This is a genomic window from Paenibacillus sp. FSL L8-0340, from assembly GCF_038593145.1.
Classification (GTDB): domain Bacteria; phylum Bacillota; class Bacilli; order Paenibacillales; family Paenibacillaceae; genus Paenibacillus_AQ.
This window is the reverse complement of the sequence record NZ_CP151967.1, coordinates 2,499,730-2,514,986: the sequence shown is the minus strand read 5'-3', so window position 1 is coordinate 2,514,986 and position 15,257 is coordinate 2,499,730. Positions and strand designations below refer to the sequence as shown.

Here is a 15,257-nt window from a genome sequence, read left to right as displayed (position 1 = left end):
TCTTACCGAAAGGCAGGATCAACTCTCCATTTCCTCCAGCCATTTAATGCAGACCGGTATAAAATCAGCATAATCCGCCATAGCTTGTATTGTCGGTATGACTTGACTCGTTCCCAGCTCTTGTTCCGCAGCGTCTGTGCTTTCCTCTCCTAGCGATCGTTTGATGCTATAGCTGAGCCAGTCGAGCTTCCCTTGAAATCCGCAATTCAGCACGTCATGCCAGTTATCGCCGATCTTGCCTCCATGCTTGCGGTATGTGTTTATCATTGTACGGAAAACGTCTTTGTTAACATTCCCCGGCTTAGAGCCCGACCAATACAAAGCTACTTCGATCAGCTCCTGCATGGGGTTAACCGCCCCGGCTGCTTCCCAGTCAATGATAACCGGAACATGATTGTTATCCCACAACACATTTTTCGGATCTAAATCTCTGTGGCTGATCACCTTGTTATTCATCAAAGCAGCCCCTGCTGCGTTCGCCTGCTGCTCCCATAGTTGCAGTTTACTCAAGTATTCTGTCAGCATGGACGACCATTCCAAGTGAACTTGCTCTCCCTTGAGGGCGTAACTCTGCCAATCCACGGTTGACGGTATAAAATCTTCCTTGGCTGAATTAGCCTCATCTGTAAGTTGAGAGAAATCTATGCGATGTATGCCTGCGAGAATTCCGGAAATTTTCTCACAGGCATCCATATCAATGGTCCCGGAGGATAGCGGCTTTCCGTCCACCCAAGGAAACAGCAGCACATATTGACCCTCTACTTCATGCATAAAGTTCCCCTTCGATACGAGAGCCGGAAGAGCGTTTATTCCTTGCTCACGGGCCAGAGTTGCCACCTTTTCCGCAAAAACATAGTTCTCCATCGCTGTGCTCCGCTTCATAATTTGCGGATTCAGCACTTTAACAGCATATTCAGCTCGGTCCGTAGTTAAGCGGTACATTTTATGAAGGAACCCGCCGAAAATTTGTTCCGGCTGTGTTGTTAATTGCCCCAAATCGTAAGCTGCACACAGCTTGTTGAAATCGAATGGCTGATGCAAAGTTTCCATAGTCTATAATCCTTCCACATAATCAAATTGGCCCGGCCTTCGGCCTCATTCTAATTTATCATAGAATTGGTTATTTTTGGTGTGAGGAAAATGGTTCTGAAGTGGAGGGTTATCTATTTTCAATTGTTGAATGGGAAGCTTCCACGTATAATCAGAATTATAGGTCGTGAAGAACACGCCGCTTTTACACTATTCATCTCTCGTATGTTAATCCGGGATGAGTGGTGGGAAAGCGGCTTTTCTTTTTGTTCGAAACAATTATTAGGGAGGGAAAGCAATGGCGCGGTTCGAGCAGCAGTACATGGAATGGTTAGAAAAGAATATCACGAATGAGATTAATCCTAGACGGAGGGAGCTGCTGGCCAAAGCTTTGGGACATGGAACGGTTGAATTTCTAAAGAGAGTCTGGTTCCCGGCAGTCGGGAATTTTGACCATCTGTTTCCTGAGTGGGAGGTTCGGGATTTCAATAATGGCTATCGGTATTTGGATTTGCTCAACTCTCTCCTATTTAGGAGTAACTGGAGGCGAATAAAGGCTATACGGTCCGCGAACCTGCTAAAAAGAGCTACCCAGCATAAATAGAGGCTATACAGTCCGCAGCTTGCGGGGATGATCTGCTAGGTACGTATTCAGGTAGTTTTTGGGTTACGTACTCCGGTACTTTTCCGCTGCGTTTTCCGTTACTCTTTCGGGTTGGATACTCTGGACTTTTCTTATGCGCTTTCCGGTACTTTTTCCGGTAGTTTTCGAATGCGTTTCGGTACGGTTTTCCCTGCCGCAAGCGCCCAATCAATCACACCAAGGAATCGCGCAGCAGCCTATTAGTAAGTACTTACTGAGTACTGGCCATCTGGTGTTTATAACAACTCAAGAAACGGCATTTCTGCCGTTTCTTTGGATGCATTGCCAGAGAGTTACCCTCTATTCAAAACTCTGCAGCAGCCGCTCAACATACTCCGTGGAAACTTCGGCACGCTTGCGCAAATTGCTCTCCCACCCCAGCTTCAAATAAGAGGATAGCAGCTCTTTCATAGCAGCCCCTTCGTCAATAAAGCTGCGGATATACCCCTGTGGCTGTGCCAAGTGCAACGCGGTTCCCAATTTAACAAGGGCCGTCTCCGTTTGTCCCATTCCCTGATGTAGCACACTCTGCAGGACCAGCACCTGAATCTGGCCGCGCTGACGGTCCTCCTGGCATAATAACTGATACATCCGCTCCAACAGCTGCAGTGCGTTATCTGATTGTTCGCAAGCCGCAAGCACTCTCGCCAAGATCAGATGCTCGGCTACAAGGTTCGGAGATACCTCATCCGTATAGGCTACATCGCAGCTCTGCAGCCACGCGCGGGCCTCTTCCACCCGGCCCTGCTCCAGTGCCAAGAAGGCTTGCTCCGCTTCAACTCTTTTCATAAATTGCAAATGATCCGGGGAATCAATCTGTGAGCCCAGACCGGAGAGCAGCTCCGAAGCACCTTCAGGATCACCCTGGGCGTTATGAATTCGCACGGCGCTGACGGTAAGGTGAATCAATATCCGTGCAAAAGGTTTGATATCCTCACGCTTGAGCGCCTTATGAACAGAAACAGCAGCTTCCTCCAGGCGGTTCCACTCGTAGAGCAGCTTGGTATAGGAGACAAACAGGAAGCCCACAAAAGGATATTCCCGCTTACTCTCCCAGACAGATATCCACTTCACCAATGTCTCTTCTGCATAATGAAGATCGTTAATATAGACCAAATGATCATCGAAGGCATCGTATCCCTGATATCTGTTGCGCCCCATCGTTTGAAAAAAGCTGCCCTCCGGTATATGCTGCTCCATCTTTTCGAAGTATTTCGACATGGTTACCAAGTCCTTGCGCAGATAGGCAGAGACCGAACTCATGAAGTAGATATTGCCCATCGCCTGATGATATGCTTGTTCGCTTAAAGTGGCTTGCAGGGTTTGGAATGAACCCTCAGCCTGCTGAGTTCTTTTAAATGCTGCTTCCCATTTCCCCACTCCGAGCAGCACAGAGATATAGAAGACTTCCACCATGGGTTTCCCGGCATAATAATGCTCCGGAATGACGGATAACCATCGGTTGAGCACAACACTTCTGGACTGCAAAAGGTGAAGGATATTCTTTTCAATCAACCGGACAGCGTCCTCATATTGCTTGCCCTCCAAGTAATGCTCCACCGCTTCCGCTTCAAATCCATAATGCTCCCACCAATGCGCCACATGGATATGGGCCTCTGTTATTTTTGCCGAATCTTCAGCTGACAACTGTTCCCGCAAGAAATCAGACAGCAAATGATGATACCGGTACCAGTTTCTCTGATCGTCCAAAGGGATAATGAACAAATTCAGCTGTTCCAGGCTCTCCAATTGCTCCTGGCAATCGGGCTGACCGGTTACGACTTCACAGATGGAATGGTTCATCCGGCTCAGGATCGAGGTTTCCAATAGAAATACACGTATGGGCTCAGGCAAATGAGAGAATATCTCCTCCAGCAAATAGCGGGAGATGTCCTGATGCTGACCTCTAATGCTATCAATGGAGCGGGGGATGTTATCACTGCTCTTTAGAGCAATTGCGGCCAGCTGCAGTCCGCTGATCCAGCCTTCGGTCTGGTGGTAGAGCTGTGTCACCTGTTCCTTCGTCAACCTTAAATCCGTTGTCTCCCGGAAGAAGATCATCCCTTCATCCAGTTGGAAGCTCAAATCCTGCATAGTAATTTTATGTACAGTGACTGCTTCCGTTATACTGCTGATCAGTATGGCCAGGTCGGTACGGCCAGCTATAAAAAAGTGAATATGAGGCGGCAAATGCTGGAGTAGATAAACCAGCGAATCATGTATTTCCGGGAGACTGATGAAATGATAATCATCGAGTATAATGACCAGATCGGCAGCAGTTTCTCTGAATTCATTCAGCATAACGTCCAGTGCAGGCTCAAAGAATATTGAGGAACCTTTCTTAAGCAAAGGCCGGATTCCGGCTCCAAACCCAGGAATCTGCTCCTCGACCGCAGCTGCCACATAGCTCCAAAACGTGATCCAGTCGTTATCCTGCTTATCCAGGGACACCCAGGCGGCACGCGATCCGCTGTATTTGACCCATTCACTTAACGCTGTTGACTTCCCGTAACCTGCGGGTGCTGATACAACAGTGAGCCTTGCAGTCATTCCTTCATTGATCTTGTTCATCAGACTTGGCCGGGGGACCAGGGAGTTGCGGCCATGGGGGATGTGAAGTTTTGTGCTCTCAATCATTATGTATTCCTCCAAATTGCAGCAAGCAACCCTATGTTTTAAATTTGTATAGTTAAGCCTATTATATCAGACGATACTTCCGATAATAAAGCTATGTTCAGCCCGAAACCATAGAGAACATAAGGAGTTATAGTGAATCTCCGGAATGCCCTATATAATGGAAGCAGAATAAACAAGTAGGAGTGTAAACGATGCAGCAACGCAAACGGATTCTCATCATTGAAGATGAACAGGACATTTCCCGTATTCTGAAGGATTATATTACATTGCAGGGTTTTGACGTACATATTGCAGACAATGGCGTGGACGGTCTTCGGCTGCTGGAAGCAGTACAGCCCGATTTCATTATTCTGGATATCATGCTGCCTGATGCAAACGGGATTGAGCTGTGCAGACAAATCCGCGATAAAACCCGGACGCCAATTCTCATTCTAAGCGCCCGCAGCAGTGATACCGATAAAGTGCTGGGGCTGGGATTCGGTGCGGATGATTATATGACCAAGCCCTTTTCCCTCAGCGAGCTGGTGGCAAGAATTCAGGCTCACCTGCGCAGAATGGAGAGCCTCGGAAATCCGTTGCCGCAGGACGAACTGATTTCTATCGGTACCCTGACCATCGACAAAAAAGCTTATAAGGTAACGCAAGGCGGTCGGGAGATTCCGTTGTCTGCCAAGGAATTTGAGCTGCTGTTCTTTTTGGCCGAGCATAAAAATCAGGTGTTTTCCAAGAGCCAGCTGCTCGATCAAATCTGGGGCTACACCTCCTTTGGAGATGAAAGCACCATTACCGTGTACATCCGCCGGCTGCGTGAGAAGCTTGAAGCGGACCCCTCCAATCCTGAGTATCTCAAAACCGTATGGGGAGTCGGCTATAAATTCAACCTGGATTAAATCAAAGAATGGAGCCGCTGAACTATGTATTGGAGAAATTGGTTTAAACCGTGGTTCGCCTCAGCCATCGCTTGTATTGTAATTATGGGGGGCTGCGGGGCGTTCATTCAGTATAGACTTTCGGCTACGGAACAGGATGTTCTTCCGGACGAAGTGGTGAATCAGGCTCGTATTGAGATAAGCCGCATTATGTTGGTTCTGGAGCAGCATCACACAGAAGTCTCCAGTCAGAACAGGATACGGGAAGAACTGCGTAAGTGGAGTGAAGAGAAGCAGCTCCATCTGCAATACACTAGCCTTGATGGTACCCTTCTTTTCGACTCCTCGGCTCCACATTCCATGAATAAGGACAAGCTGAATCTTAAAAGTGATCTGCATTATGATCTCTACAGCTCCAAAACAGCACAGGAAAGGTTCAAACTGGCCTTCCCGGTTGTTGATCCTGAGTCTGGAGTGCAGGCGGGGAATGCGATCTTCACCTTGCCCGGCTCACTCCTCGCTTATAGGCAAACTGCGTCTTTTCCTGCCATGTTCACTCTGCTGATGATAGCCTTGTTCCTCTTGCTGCTGCTTCTATTCCGGCTCCGGTACAAAATCAATCACGACCTCCTTTATCCGGTTAACGGTTTAAAGGATCATGCCGAGGCCATTCTCAAGGGGAACTACGGGCAGAAAGCCGAATATGCAAAGCAGGATGAAATCGGTGAGGTCTACGCCGTATTTGATCAAATGCGGAGTGAAATTATGACGCTGAGCATGCAGAATGAAGCGCAGAGCAAAGCCCGGAAGGAGCTCATCTCCAATATTTCACATGATTTGAAAACACCGCTGACCATCGTAAAAGCCTACATTGAGGCGATCCGCGAAGGGGTCTGCTCCGATCTGCCGGCGGTGATGGCGTATATGGAGATTATGCAGGCGCAAGCCAACAAGATGACCGTGCTGGTCGAGGATCTGCTGGTGCATGCTTTAAGGGATTTAGGCCAAATTTCTGTACATCCCGTGGAGCATTACAGCAAGGAGATTTTCGAGTCCATCCTCAGGCCAATGGGTCCTTATATCCGTACGGCAGGCGTGGAATTTACTGAGCCTGCCGAAATCCCAAACGTGCTGATCCGCATAGATCCTGTCCGAATCGAACAGCTTCTATCCAATCTTATCGCCAATGCGCTGAAGCATACTTCTGCCGGAGATACGATCCGGGTAGCCATCCTCCAGGAACAGCATCAGCTTACGGTGACCGTATCCGATACAGGCGAGGGAATTCTGCCGCAGGACATGCCCTTTATATTTGAACGTTATTTCCAGGGACATGCGCCTTCCCAATTGGAGAAGCGGTTCAATGAGGGGTCCGGACTGGGTCTGTCGATCTGCAAACATATTATTGAAGCCCATCATGGCACCATTTCCTTTAAAAGCGCCAAACATCAAGGGACCGAATTTTATTTCACCCTGCCTATCTCCTGACAGCTCCTTGCCTTGTAATACTTTATTAATAACCTGATAAGCTTATTGCAAGATTCCCCCTCTACAATGAAGGAAAATGATACCTGGAGGGATTTATGTATGCCGAAAACCGCGATACTTCATACCAAAAACCTGTGTAAAACCTATTCCACCGGCAGCGAGCAATTTCACGCCATCCGAAATATTGATTTGGACATCTACCAAGGGGATTTTACTGTAATTATGGGAGATTCCGGGTCAGGAAAATCAACGCTGCTCTACTTGCTTAGCGGTTTGGACACGGTCACCGCAGGTGAAGTCCATTTCAGCCAGCAGCGTATGAACAGCTTCTCCGAGAAGGAGCTTTCCGGGCTGAGAGCTGGAAAAATCGGATATATCTATCAGAGCAGCAATCTTGTACCTGATCTGACACTGCTGGAAAATATCGCTTTACCCGGCTATGTTGCAGCAAGGCCACGGCGTGAAGTGAAGCAGAAGGCCTTGTCGCTGATGAAGGCCATGAGCATTGAAGAGCAGCAGCACCGGCTGCCAGCTGAGGTATCCGGGGGCCAGCAGCAAAGAGCTGCTATTGCGAGGGCATTAATCAATACGCCTGAGATCATTTTTGCAGATGAGCCGACAGGAAGCCTGAATTATGATCAGGGCGTTGCGGTACTTGATATTTTGACAAGCATGAATGCCGAAGGACAATCCATCGTCATGGTCACTCATGATATCAAATCGGCCTGCCGTGCGAACCGGCTGATTTTTATCCGCGATGGTCAGGTTGGCGGCGTGCTGGAGCTTGGTGCTTTTACCCCTGATCAGCTGCAGGACAGAGAGTCCCTCATCTTCTCCTACATCTCCCGTGAAGGGAGCCTTACGTAATGCATGCAATACTGACGATTTGCTGGGGGAATCTGAGGAAACGCAAAGTTCAGAACAGTCTGATTGCGCTGCTTATTCTGCTGTCCACGCTGCTGACGAACACCGCGATAACCGTTATTTCGAACTCGGAAGATCTTTACGAAAGCCTGCATCGCGACACTAAAGGCTCCCATGAACTATTAATGTTCAGCAGAGGTCTTCATAATCCGCAGGCGTCAGCCCAGTGGTGGTCCCAGCAGGATGGTGTAACGGCATCCGTGCTGCTGCCTTACAAGCCATTGGCAGGAGTCAAACACCGAGGAGAAGATATCCCCAACCTGTATTTGTATATGATGAATACACCGGACCGGCCCTTTGGCACAGATGAGCTTGTATTTGCCCAAGGACCGGAGACTGCTCAACCCGAACAGGGTACGATTTGGATTCCAACCTCACTCGCCTATAAATATGATGTTTCCATTGGTGACGAGCTTCAGTTCAAGACAGGTAATACTCCTCTTAGCTTAACTGTATCTGCTGTCGTAATCGACCTTCCGCTGGGAGGGCCCTTTTCCACAACCGCGCGAATCTGGATGAACAGCAGCGACTACCAGCAGGATCTAAGCTCTGCTCAAGACACTGATTCATATATTCTGGGGCTCCGTTTCGCTGACTACAGCCAGCGTGCTGATTATTGGGAACGGTTTGAAGCCTTTCTGGGTACTCCATTCATGGAGGAGAAGACCAGCTTTGAGCAAATTTCTGCTTTTTACTTTATCATGAATAAAATCATCGGTTTTGTCATGAGCTTCCTTAGCATTGTAATGATACTGGTTGCCTTGTTTACGATCAGCTTTACGATTTCGGACGCGATTCTGGCCAATTACAAAACCATTGGGATTTTCAAATCCATGGGTCTGACTTCAAGGCAGATTATAGGCACCTACGTTGCCCAGTACAGTTTTCTTGCACTGCTGTCCATCCTGCCCGGGCTATGGATCAGCCGCTTTTTATCCGGAGTGATTATTGACCAGTCTCTATCCTTCTTAAAAACAGATCATTCCTCGATCCAGCTACAGGGAGCTTGGAGTGATTGGATGGTCGGAGCAGGGATGCTGCTGCTGATTCTTGTATGCGTGTGGATTTATGCCAGCAAAACGCGTTCCATCCAGCCGATGCAGGCCATTCGTTATGGCATGTCTGAAGCTTCGCACAGCAGCCTTGGCAAACGTTCGAAAGGCCGGGGAAAGCGGGGCAGTGAGTTTGAACGCTGGCCGGTTCCTGCTGTCATCGGGCTGAGAAATGTAACCAAAAATCTTAAGGGCTCTATCCTGATGCTTATTCTGACCACCGTTACAACGTCAGTGCTGGTCTTCGGCTTCGTCCTGTTGAACAGCATCTATCAAATGCAGAAAACCTCGCCGCTGTGGGGTTATGATGCCTCTGATATTGTTGTCATGGTCGTGAACGAGGCGGATTTTGACCGTGAAGCTCTGAATGCCGGGGTTAAGGCCGATCCTGCTATCCTGAACCTTAACTGGGCAGGCCAATCCATCGGCGTTGTATCTGCAGAAACCATGCGAAGCTCCGGGAAGGTGGGCGATACTTCACAATCCCTCAGCATTCCGCTTAATGCCGTAGAAGGAAGTCTGGATGAGGTGGGCTTCGCCTCCTTAAACGGCAGAAATCCGGCCAACCGGAATGAAATTTCCATCGGCATCAACATCTCCAGGCAGCTTGGAAAAGAGCTGGGGGATGTTATCGAGCTGTATGTTGAAGGAGAGCGGCACACCTTTACAGTGACCGGCATTTATCAGTCGATTGCCAATATGTCCAATCAGGCCAGAATAACCTCGGATGCACTCACCCAGTTTCACCCTGATACGGCGTACTTGAATTTAATAAACGACGATGATGCAGATAAGATAGTGCAGCAGCTGAATGACAAATATGGCCCTGGAATTCAGGCCATCAAACAGCAAACCCTGCTCGATTCGGTATTCAAGGAAGCTACGGCGGTACTGATCCTTCCGATGAGCATTCTGAGCCTGCTGTTTCTGCTGGTCACCTGCCTCATTATTTACAGTACCTGCCGGATTCATATCCGCAAGGAAACCAAGACCTATGGCATCTACAAATCCATCGGGCTGACTTCGAATAACATCCGGGGTGCAGTAACCTGGAGCATTGTGGCGCTGTCCGCAGCGGGTACGGCTCTGGGCATCGGCTGCGGGGTATTTCTCCTCCCCGGCATATTAAGAGGTCTGCTCTCCACCTATGGTATTGTCAAGCTGCCGCTCCTAATGCAGTGGGCTGGCATCTCCTTCCTCGCTTTGCTTAGTATAACCGTGGCCGGTCTCGGCTGCTGGATCGCCTCCAGCGTTATCCGCAGCACTTCACCACGGGTTCTGGTCACGGAATAACAGCAGCTATTTGAATAACCCATTGAACCGACCTTTTGCGTATCGCTGGGTTTAGTAGATAAACAGCAAACAGACAGCAAGCCAGCTCAGGTATCGAGCTGGCTTGCTGTCTGAAGAGCGTATTCGAGTGCATCAGAAGGAGATACTGTCTCCGGGAAGCAGAGAATACAGTCCCGTAAACCCTTCTTCCTCCAGGATGGAAAGCACCTGATCCGTCTGCTTCTTAGGGGCATGAACCAGCACTGTGCGGCGGCTTGGAACAGCCCGCAGCATCCGGCGGATGTCAGGAAGGCCTTGATGCACCTTGTAACGGATCAGAGAAACCTTGCAGCCGCCGCTGCTCTGCTGCCCAAGCAGGTTGCGGCCAAAGCTGCCTTCAGGCAAATGGCCTGTAAAAATCACATGGCTGCCGGGAACATCAAGCAGCTGCCGGTAATACCACTGGGCTGTAGGAGACTGGAGCAGTGCGTCGTTCGTGAAGATTATCTTATTCTTCCGCTCCAGCAGTGCCTCCTTCCGCTCGGAAGGACTGGAGACTGCTTTCAAGTTCCTGCTGTTCAGGAGCCGATCAATGCTGCCGGGAGCCTCATCTCTCAGCCAAGCTGAACGGGTTTGCAGCGCTCGGAGCGGAGCCAGCAGAGCTTCTTCCACCACAAGCTGCGCTTGTGGGAACCGCTCAGCAGCCCAGATGAGCAGCTCCTGGCCCCGGCCTTGCAGCGGCATTGGCAGCAGCACGCAGCCGCCGCCTTCTAAAGTATCCCGGATCACAGTCTCCAGCTGCAGCAGTTTCACATGCTGCTCTTCGGGATCCGCTCCGTAAGCGGCGTCGATAATGGCCAGATCGGCTTCTCCTTGCCCCCTGCCTGCCTCAGGCCCGGACAAGAACAGCGCCTGTGGCCGGTCCACTGCCAGCAGCTGCGACTCCTCGGTGTAATCACCGGAGAAGTAGATCCTCTTCCCCTCCCATTCCAGGGCAAGCCATACCGCACCAGCCAGATGTCCGCTTCGCCCCCACTGCACACGCAGGCCGGGTGCAACGTTCAGCCAGGTGCGGGGTCCGGCCTGCTCGTCCAGAAACATAAATTCCATCGCCTGCTTATCTTCATCTCCATAAGGCAGCCCGGCTGACTCAGCGGCCGTATATCTGCTCCACGCCTCGAAATAGCCGGGCAGCTGCCTGAAGGTATCGCGTGTTGTCCATACTTTCCCCTTATAGCCATATTTATAAAGCAGCGGAAGGCCCATCGAATGGTCCTCATGGGCATGGGATAAAAAGACCGCTTGAAGCTGCGGAATAACCGCGGCAGCCAGCAGCGGATACTCTCCTGTTCCTTCCTTCTTTACACCACAATCGAGCAAAATACTGGATTCCTTACCCTGTAAAAGGTAGGAGGAGCGCCCATGCTCCCCGGCGCCCCCCCATATCGTCAGCTTGGTCATAGTTGTCTCCGCTTTCTGTCTGGACTTAAGTATTGAATTACAAGCAGCAATGCAGTTGTAACGCCTACAGAGATTACGGCCATTGCCATGCCCATCGCCACTGCACCCTGTTCAAACTGGGCAAAGATATAAGTCGCCGACGTCTGCATCGACGGCGGCAGAATCAGCAGCGAGGCCACCAATTCACGGCCGGAGATGGTGAAGGTCATCATCCAGCCAGCCGCCATTCCGGGAAGAATGAGCGGCAGCAGGATACGGCGGAACACGTAAACCTTGCTTCCGCCAAATACCTGCCCCGCCTGCATCAGGGAGGAATCAATCTGCCCGTAGCTGGCTTTTACATACTGCACGGTGTAGGGAAGGAACAGCACGACATAGGTGAGCACGACCATCCCATAGGTGTTATAGAGCGGGACCGGCATCCAGCGGGCATTCCACATGAGGATCAGCCCAACAACAAGGACAATGCCCGGTACAGTATTCGGCAGCAGGCTGAACAGATCGGTCCATTTTTGCCGCCAGGCTGTGCCCTTGCCAATGATCAGCGCGAGCCATGTGCCAAGAATTACTGCGATGCTCGAAGCAACAATCGCCAGGCTGAAGCTATTGATTAGTGCCTGAAGGCCTGGTGAGCCTGGAGAGAGCAGCTCAGCATAATGACTTAACGTCAAGTTCCCCCACGACAGCCCCTCCCCGCGCAGCTTCAATAATGAGGCGGTAATAATGGAGAAATACGGGACTCCGACGGAAGCGAGCAGCAGCAGCACAATATACCCCCAGCTGAAGAAGCCCAAGGCTCCCTTTGCGGCGTAATGCTTGCTGCGTATCCCTTTCCCGCCCACCAGGCGGTAAGAATAGCGGCTGCTGATAATCGTCTGGATATACCAGAGGATCAGGCAGACTCCGAGCAGCAGGCTGGCCAGTGAAGTCGCTTTGCCGAAATCAATCGGCCAGCTGGAAATATATTTGTGAATTTCCGAGGTCAGAACATAGAACCCGATTTTGCGCCCGAAGGTCGCAGGTGTCCCGAATTCGGCAATTGTCTTAACAAAGATTAGCAGCACACCAAGCCCGTAGCTCGATAACAGCAAGGGCACAATAACTCTTCTAACCTTGTAAAGGAATGGAGCGCCGTGAACCGAAGCCGCTTCCTCCAAGCCGCCCCCGATCTGCAGCAGTGCATTGCGCAGCAGCAGATAGAGGAAAGGAAACAGATGCAGGCTCATGATCAGCACCATCCCCCCATAGCTGAAGAAGTAAGGGGTCAGTGCTGCAGAAGACGGAAGAACCTGCTCCATATAGCCACCCGTTTGCATAAATAACATCCACCCCATGGAACCGATGTAAGGCGGTGTCATGAACGGATTCAGCAGGACAACATCCAGCCAAGCGTGGCGCCCGATGTCACTCTTGGCCATAATCCAGGCCAGCGGCAAGGCGAACACTGTAGTCAAGGCGACTACGCTTGCTCCAAGACCCAGAGAATTCAGCAGCACCTTCATTAGCCCGCTGTTTCCGGTAATGGTCCTGAGCGGCGCGGTGATATCGAGTTGTTGACCAGAATAAATGCTGGTCCAGAAGATCAGAAGCAGCGGCAGCAGCACCAGAATGGCCAGTATACACAAAGCAAGGCTGCTGCTCACCCACTTAAATGAGCGTACAGCGTTAATTTTCATTCCGCTTACTTGAACAAATCCGTGAATGTTGTGGACACTTCATCGCCATATTCGTTCATCCAATCCCATTTCACGTCAAAGGTTTTGATCTCATCCAGATTGGCGCGGTTCTCCGCCTTCACATCGCTTCTTCCCGGCAGCAGGTACGCCTTGGCTACAAGTGCCTGGGCTTCATCGGAAAGCAGATAATCAATAAATGCTTTGGCGTTGTCCACATTTGCACTCGTCTTAATAATGGCTGCCGGACGCGGGCTGATCACTGTGCCTTCTGCCGGATACACGATATCCACCGGTTCCCCATCCGCTTTAGCTTTATAGGCCATATAATCTACCCCTGCGGCAACCACGGATTTGGCACCGGTAATTACCGGATCCAGTGCTTCCTGATTCGCCCCTGCCATCGCCACCCCATTTGCCTTATATTGCTTGAACAAATCCCAGCCGCTGTCTCCCTGAGCACTCAGGTAACCGGTCATGAAATCCAGTGCCGAGCCGGAGAGCGATGGATCGGGGATGTTGACCACGCCCTTCCATTCCGGCTGGCCCAGGTCAGCCCAGGAAGCCGGCGGTGTGGTTACTTTCTTGGTGTTATAGACAATTCCCAGTGCCGACGCACTGTAGCTGAAGTAATTCCCTTCCGCATCCGACCAGTCACTGACAAGCTTGCCGGCATTCACCGCTTCTTGATAAGGAAGCAATATCCCGTCGTTTTTCATGCCCTGCATGGAAGGCAGGGAGGCAAGTACCACCACATCGACCACCGGGTTGGTTTTCTCCGCCTCCATCCGCGCCAGAATCTTACCTGTGGTACCCTGGAACATTTCCACTTTGACTCCCGTTTTCGCTTCAAACCCTTCTTTGATTTTATTCGCCAGTCCCTCAGGTCCAGCACTGTATACCACCAGACTGCCGCTAAGCGTATTCTCTGCCGGTGGTGAGGCTTGTTCAATAGCAGACGGAGTATTACTGTTTTTGCTCTTGCTGTCGTTCGCTTTGGCGTTAGCCTCGGGTGTATTGGAGGAACCGCAGCCAGCCAGACTGATGCTTAACACGGCAGTCAAGAGAACGGAACCTAGTTTGCTTTTTTTAATGATTTTCAAGGGAAGACCTCCTAAGAATAATTGTGGTTAGTTCAGATGGTGAATGTGCTCCTGTGAGGCGTAGACCTGAATGCTCTCACCCACCGTTAAGCGGTGTGAATGATAGGCCGTCCAGGTGCCCATTCCCTGCATCTCCAGAATGACCTCATAGCGGTCACCCATATAGCTGACATGCCGGATGACTCCTGTAAATACCTGAGAGGCTCCCTCTCTGTCGATCCAGCGTAGTTGCTCCGGCCGAAGCATTTGCTTCCCGGGGACAATCCAGTTCGACCTGCCGATAAAACGGGCCACAAATGGCTCAGCCGGCTTCCTGTAAATTTCCTCGGGGGCACCAGTCTGCAGGATGCTTCCGCCATGCATGACAACCACCTCATCCGACATAGACATCGCTTCGGTCTGGTCATGTGTCACGTACAGGGCGGTGATGCCCATGTCCTTCACCAGGGAGAGCAGTTCCAGCCGCATCTCATCCCGGAGGACGGCATCCAGCGCACTGAGTGGTTCATCGAACAGCACCAGCCGGGGCCGGGTCACCACCGCTCTGGCAAAAGCGACCCGCTGCTGCTGCCCGCCAGACAGCTGATGGGGAAACCGCAGCTCCAGTCCTTCCAGTCTTACGCTGCGTAGCGCTTCCTGCACCCGGCTGCGCAGCTCCTTCTTCTGCCGCGATGCCCGCAGCCCAAACGCTACATTCTCAAAGACACTCAGATGCGGCCAAAGCGCAAAATCCTGAAAGACCATGCCAAAGTTCCGGCGGTGAATCGGCTGGCTGATCTTCCGGCTGCTCGAGAAAATAAGTTCCCCGTCAGCCACAATTTCTCCGGCATCCGGTGTTTCCAGTCCTGCAAGCAGGCGAAGCAGGGTGGTTTTACCGCAGCCCGAAGGCCCAAGCAACGTGGTAAAGCTTCCTGCTGCAATGGTCAGATCGGCAGGCTTCAGGGCATGCACGTCACCGAATTTCTTTTCCAGTCCACTAATGATAAGCTGCTTCATTCTCATGTACCTGCCTGTTCTTAACTTATAAAGAGATAATGACTGCACTAAAGTAAGGTTGCTATGAACATGTCCTTAGTTTAAAGGCAAACAATTCCCGCAATATTTGC

10 protein-coding genes and 1 pseudogene are annotated in these 15,257 nt (G+C 50.8%); 5 read left to right on the top strand and 6 right to left on the bottom strand.

Annotation, left to right across the window (positions count from 1 at the left end; all coding sequences use genetic code 11):
• Positions 1-18: 18 nt before the first annotated feature.
• Positions 19-1,050: a phosphotransferase gene (locus NST07_RS11090; RefSeq protein WP_342481558.1), complete on the bottom strand. Its 1,032-nt coding sequence runs from the start codon at positions 1,048-1,050 to the stop codon at positions 19-21.
• 277 nt (positions 1,051-1,327) lie between these two features.
• Here NST07_RS11090 and NST07_RS11085 point away from each other — a divergent pair.
• A pseudogene (locus NST07_RS11085) lies at positions 1,328-1,580 on the top strand (transcriptional regulator); the annotation flags it as partial.
• Between the two features lie 392 nt (positions 1,581-1,972).
• Here NST07_RS11085 and NST07_RS11080 read toward each other — a convergent pair.
• On the bottom strand, positions 1,973-4,309 hold the full coding sequence (locus NST07_RS11080; RefSeq protein ID WP_342481557.1) for a hypothetical protein: 2,337 nt from the start codon (positions 4,307-4,309) through the stop codon (positions 1,973-1,975).
• 191 nt (positions 4,310-4,500) lie between these two features.
• Here NST07_RS11080 and NST07_RS11075 point away from each other — a divergent pair, with 191 nt between their 5' ends.
• From NST07_RS11075 to NST07_RS11060, 4 genes are all read left to right on the top strand, one after another.
• Positions 4,501-5,199 carry a response regulator transcription factor gene (locus NST07_RS11075; protein WP_341091647.1) on the top strand — a complete coding sequence of 233 codons (699 nt, stop codon included), beginning with the start codon at positions 4,501-4,503 and terminating at the stop codon, positions 5,197-5,199.
• A gap of 24 nt (positions 5,200-5,223) precedes the next feature.
• Positions 5,224-6,666, top strand: coding sequence for a HAMP domain-containing sensor histidine kinase (locus NST07_RS11070; RefSeq protein WP_342481556.1), 1,443 nt, complete (start codon positions 5,224-5,226; stop codon positions 6,664-6,666).
• A 99-nt stretch (positions 6,667-6,765) separates the two neighbouring features.
• Positions 6,766-7,533: an ABC transporter ATP-binding protein gene (locus NST07_RS11065; protein ID WP_342481555.1), complete on the top strand. Its 768-nt coding sequence runs from the start codon at positions 6,766-6,768 to the stop codon at positions 7,531-7,533.
• Entirely contained in the window at positions 7,533-9,935 is a 2,403-nt protein-coding gene (locus NST07_RS11060; RefSeq protein ID WP_342481554.1) for an FtsX-like permease family protein, read from the top strand. Before NST07_RS11065 ends, NST07_RS11060 begins: the two co-directional genes overlap by 1 nt.
• Before the next feature lie 132 nt (positions 9,936-10,067).
• Here the strand turns inward: NST07_RS11060 and NST07_RS11055 are convergent, their stop codons facing one another.
• The 4 genes from NST07_RS11055 to NST07_RS11040 are packed head-to-tail and all read right to left on the bottom strand — an operon-like array spanning position 10,068 to position 15,147.
• Entirely contained in the window at positions 10,068-11,375 is a 1,308-nt protein-coding gene (locus NST07_RS11055; protein ID WP_342481553.1) for an MBL fold metallo-hydrolase, read from the bottom strand.
• Positions 11,372-13,051 carry an iron ABC transporter permease gene (locus NST07_RS11050; protein ID WP_342481552.1) on the bottom strand — a complete coding sequence of 560 codons (1,680 nt, stop codon included), beginning with the start codon at positions 13,049-13,051 and terminating at the stop codon, positions 11,372-11,374. The genes NST07_RS11055 and NST07_RS11050 overlap by 4 nt, the downstream gene beginning before the upstream one ends.
• Before the next feature lie 5 nt (positions 13,052-13,056).
• Entirely contained in the window at positions 13,057-14,151 is a 1,095-nt protein-coding gene (locus tag NST07_RS11045; RefSeq protein ID WP_341091638.1) for an ABC transporter substrate-binding protein, read from the bottom strand.
• A 27-nt stretch (positions 14,152-14,178) separates the two neighbouring features.
• Complete coding sequence (locus NST07_RS11040; protein ID WP_341378096.1) at positions 14,179-15,147, bottom strand: ABC transporter ATP-binding protein; 969 nt, start codon at positions 15,145-15,147, stop codon at positions 14,179-14,181.
• Between the last annotated feature and the right edge of the window lie 110 nt (positions 15,148-15,257).

What these genes read in the sequence shown, in the direction of transcription:
- NST07_RS11090 (WP_342481558.1), bottom strand. Translation starts at nt 1,050, where the DNA reads ATGGAAACTTTGCATCAGCCATTCGATTTCAACAAGCTGTGTGCAGCT.
- NST07_RS11080 (WP_342481557.1), bottom strand. Translation starts at nt 4,309, where the DNA reads ATGATTGAGAGCACAAAACTTCACATCCCCCATGGCCGCAACTCCCTG.
- NST07_RS11075 (WP_341091647.1), top strand. Translation starts at nt 4,501, where the DNA reads ATGCAGCAACGCAAACGGATTCTCATCATTGAAGATGAACAGGACATT.
- NST07_RS11070 (WP_342481556.1), top strand. Translation starts at nt 5,224, where the DNA reads ATGTATTGGAGAAATTGGTTTAAACCGTGGTTCGCCTCAGCCATCGCT.
- NST07_RS11065 (WP_342481555.1), top strand. Translation starts at nt 6,766, where the DNA reads ATGCCGAAAACCGCGATACTTCATACCAAAAACCTGTGTAAAACCTAT.
- NST07_RS11060 (WP_342481554.1), top strand. Translation starts at nt 7,533, where the DNA reads ATGCATGCAATACTGACGATTTGCTGGGGGAATCTGAGGAAACGCAAA.
- NST07_RS11055 (WP_342481553.1), bottom strand. Translation starts at nt 11,375, where the DNA reads ATGACCAAGCTGACGATATGGGGGGGCGCCGGGGAGCATGGGCGCTCC.
- NST07_RS11050 (WP_342481552.1), bottom strand. Translation starts at nt 13,051, where the DNA reads ATGAAAATTAACGCTGTACGCTCATTTAAGTGGGTGAGCAGCAGCCTT.
- NST07_RS11040 (WP_341378096.1), bottom strand. Translation starts at nt 15,147, where the DNA reads ATGAAGCAGCTTATCATTAGTGGACTGGAAAAGAAATTCGGTGACGTG.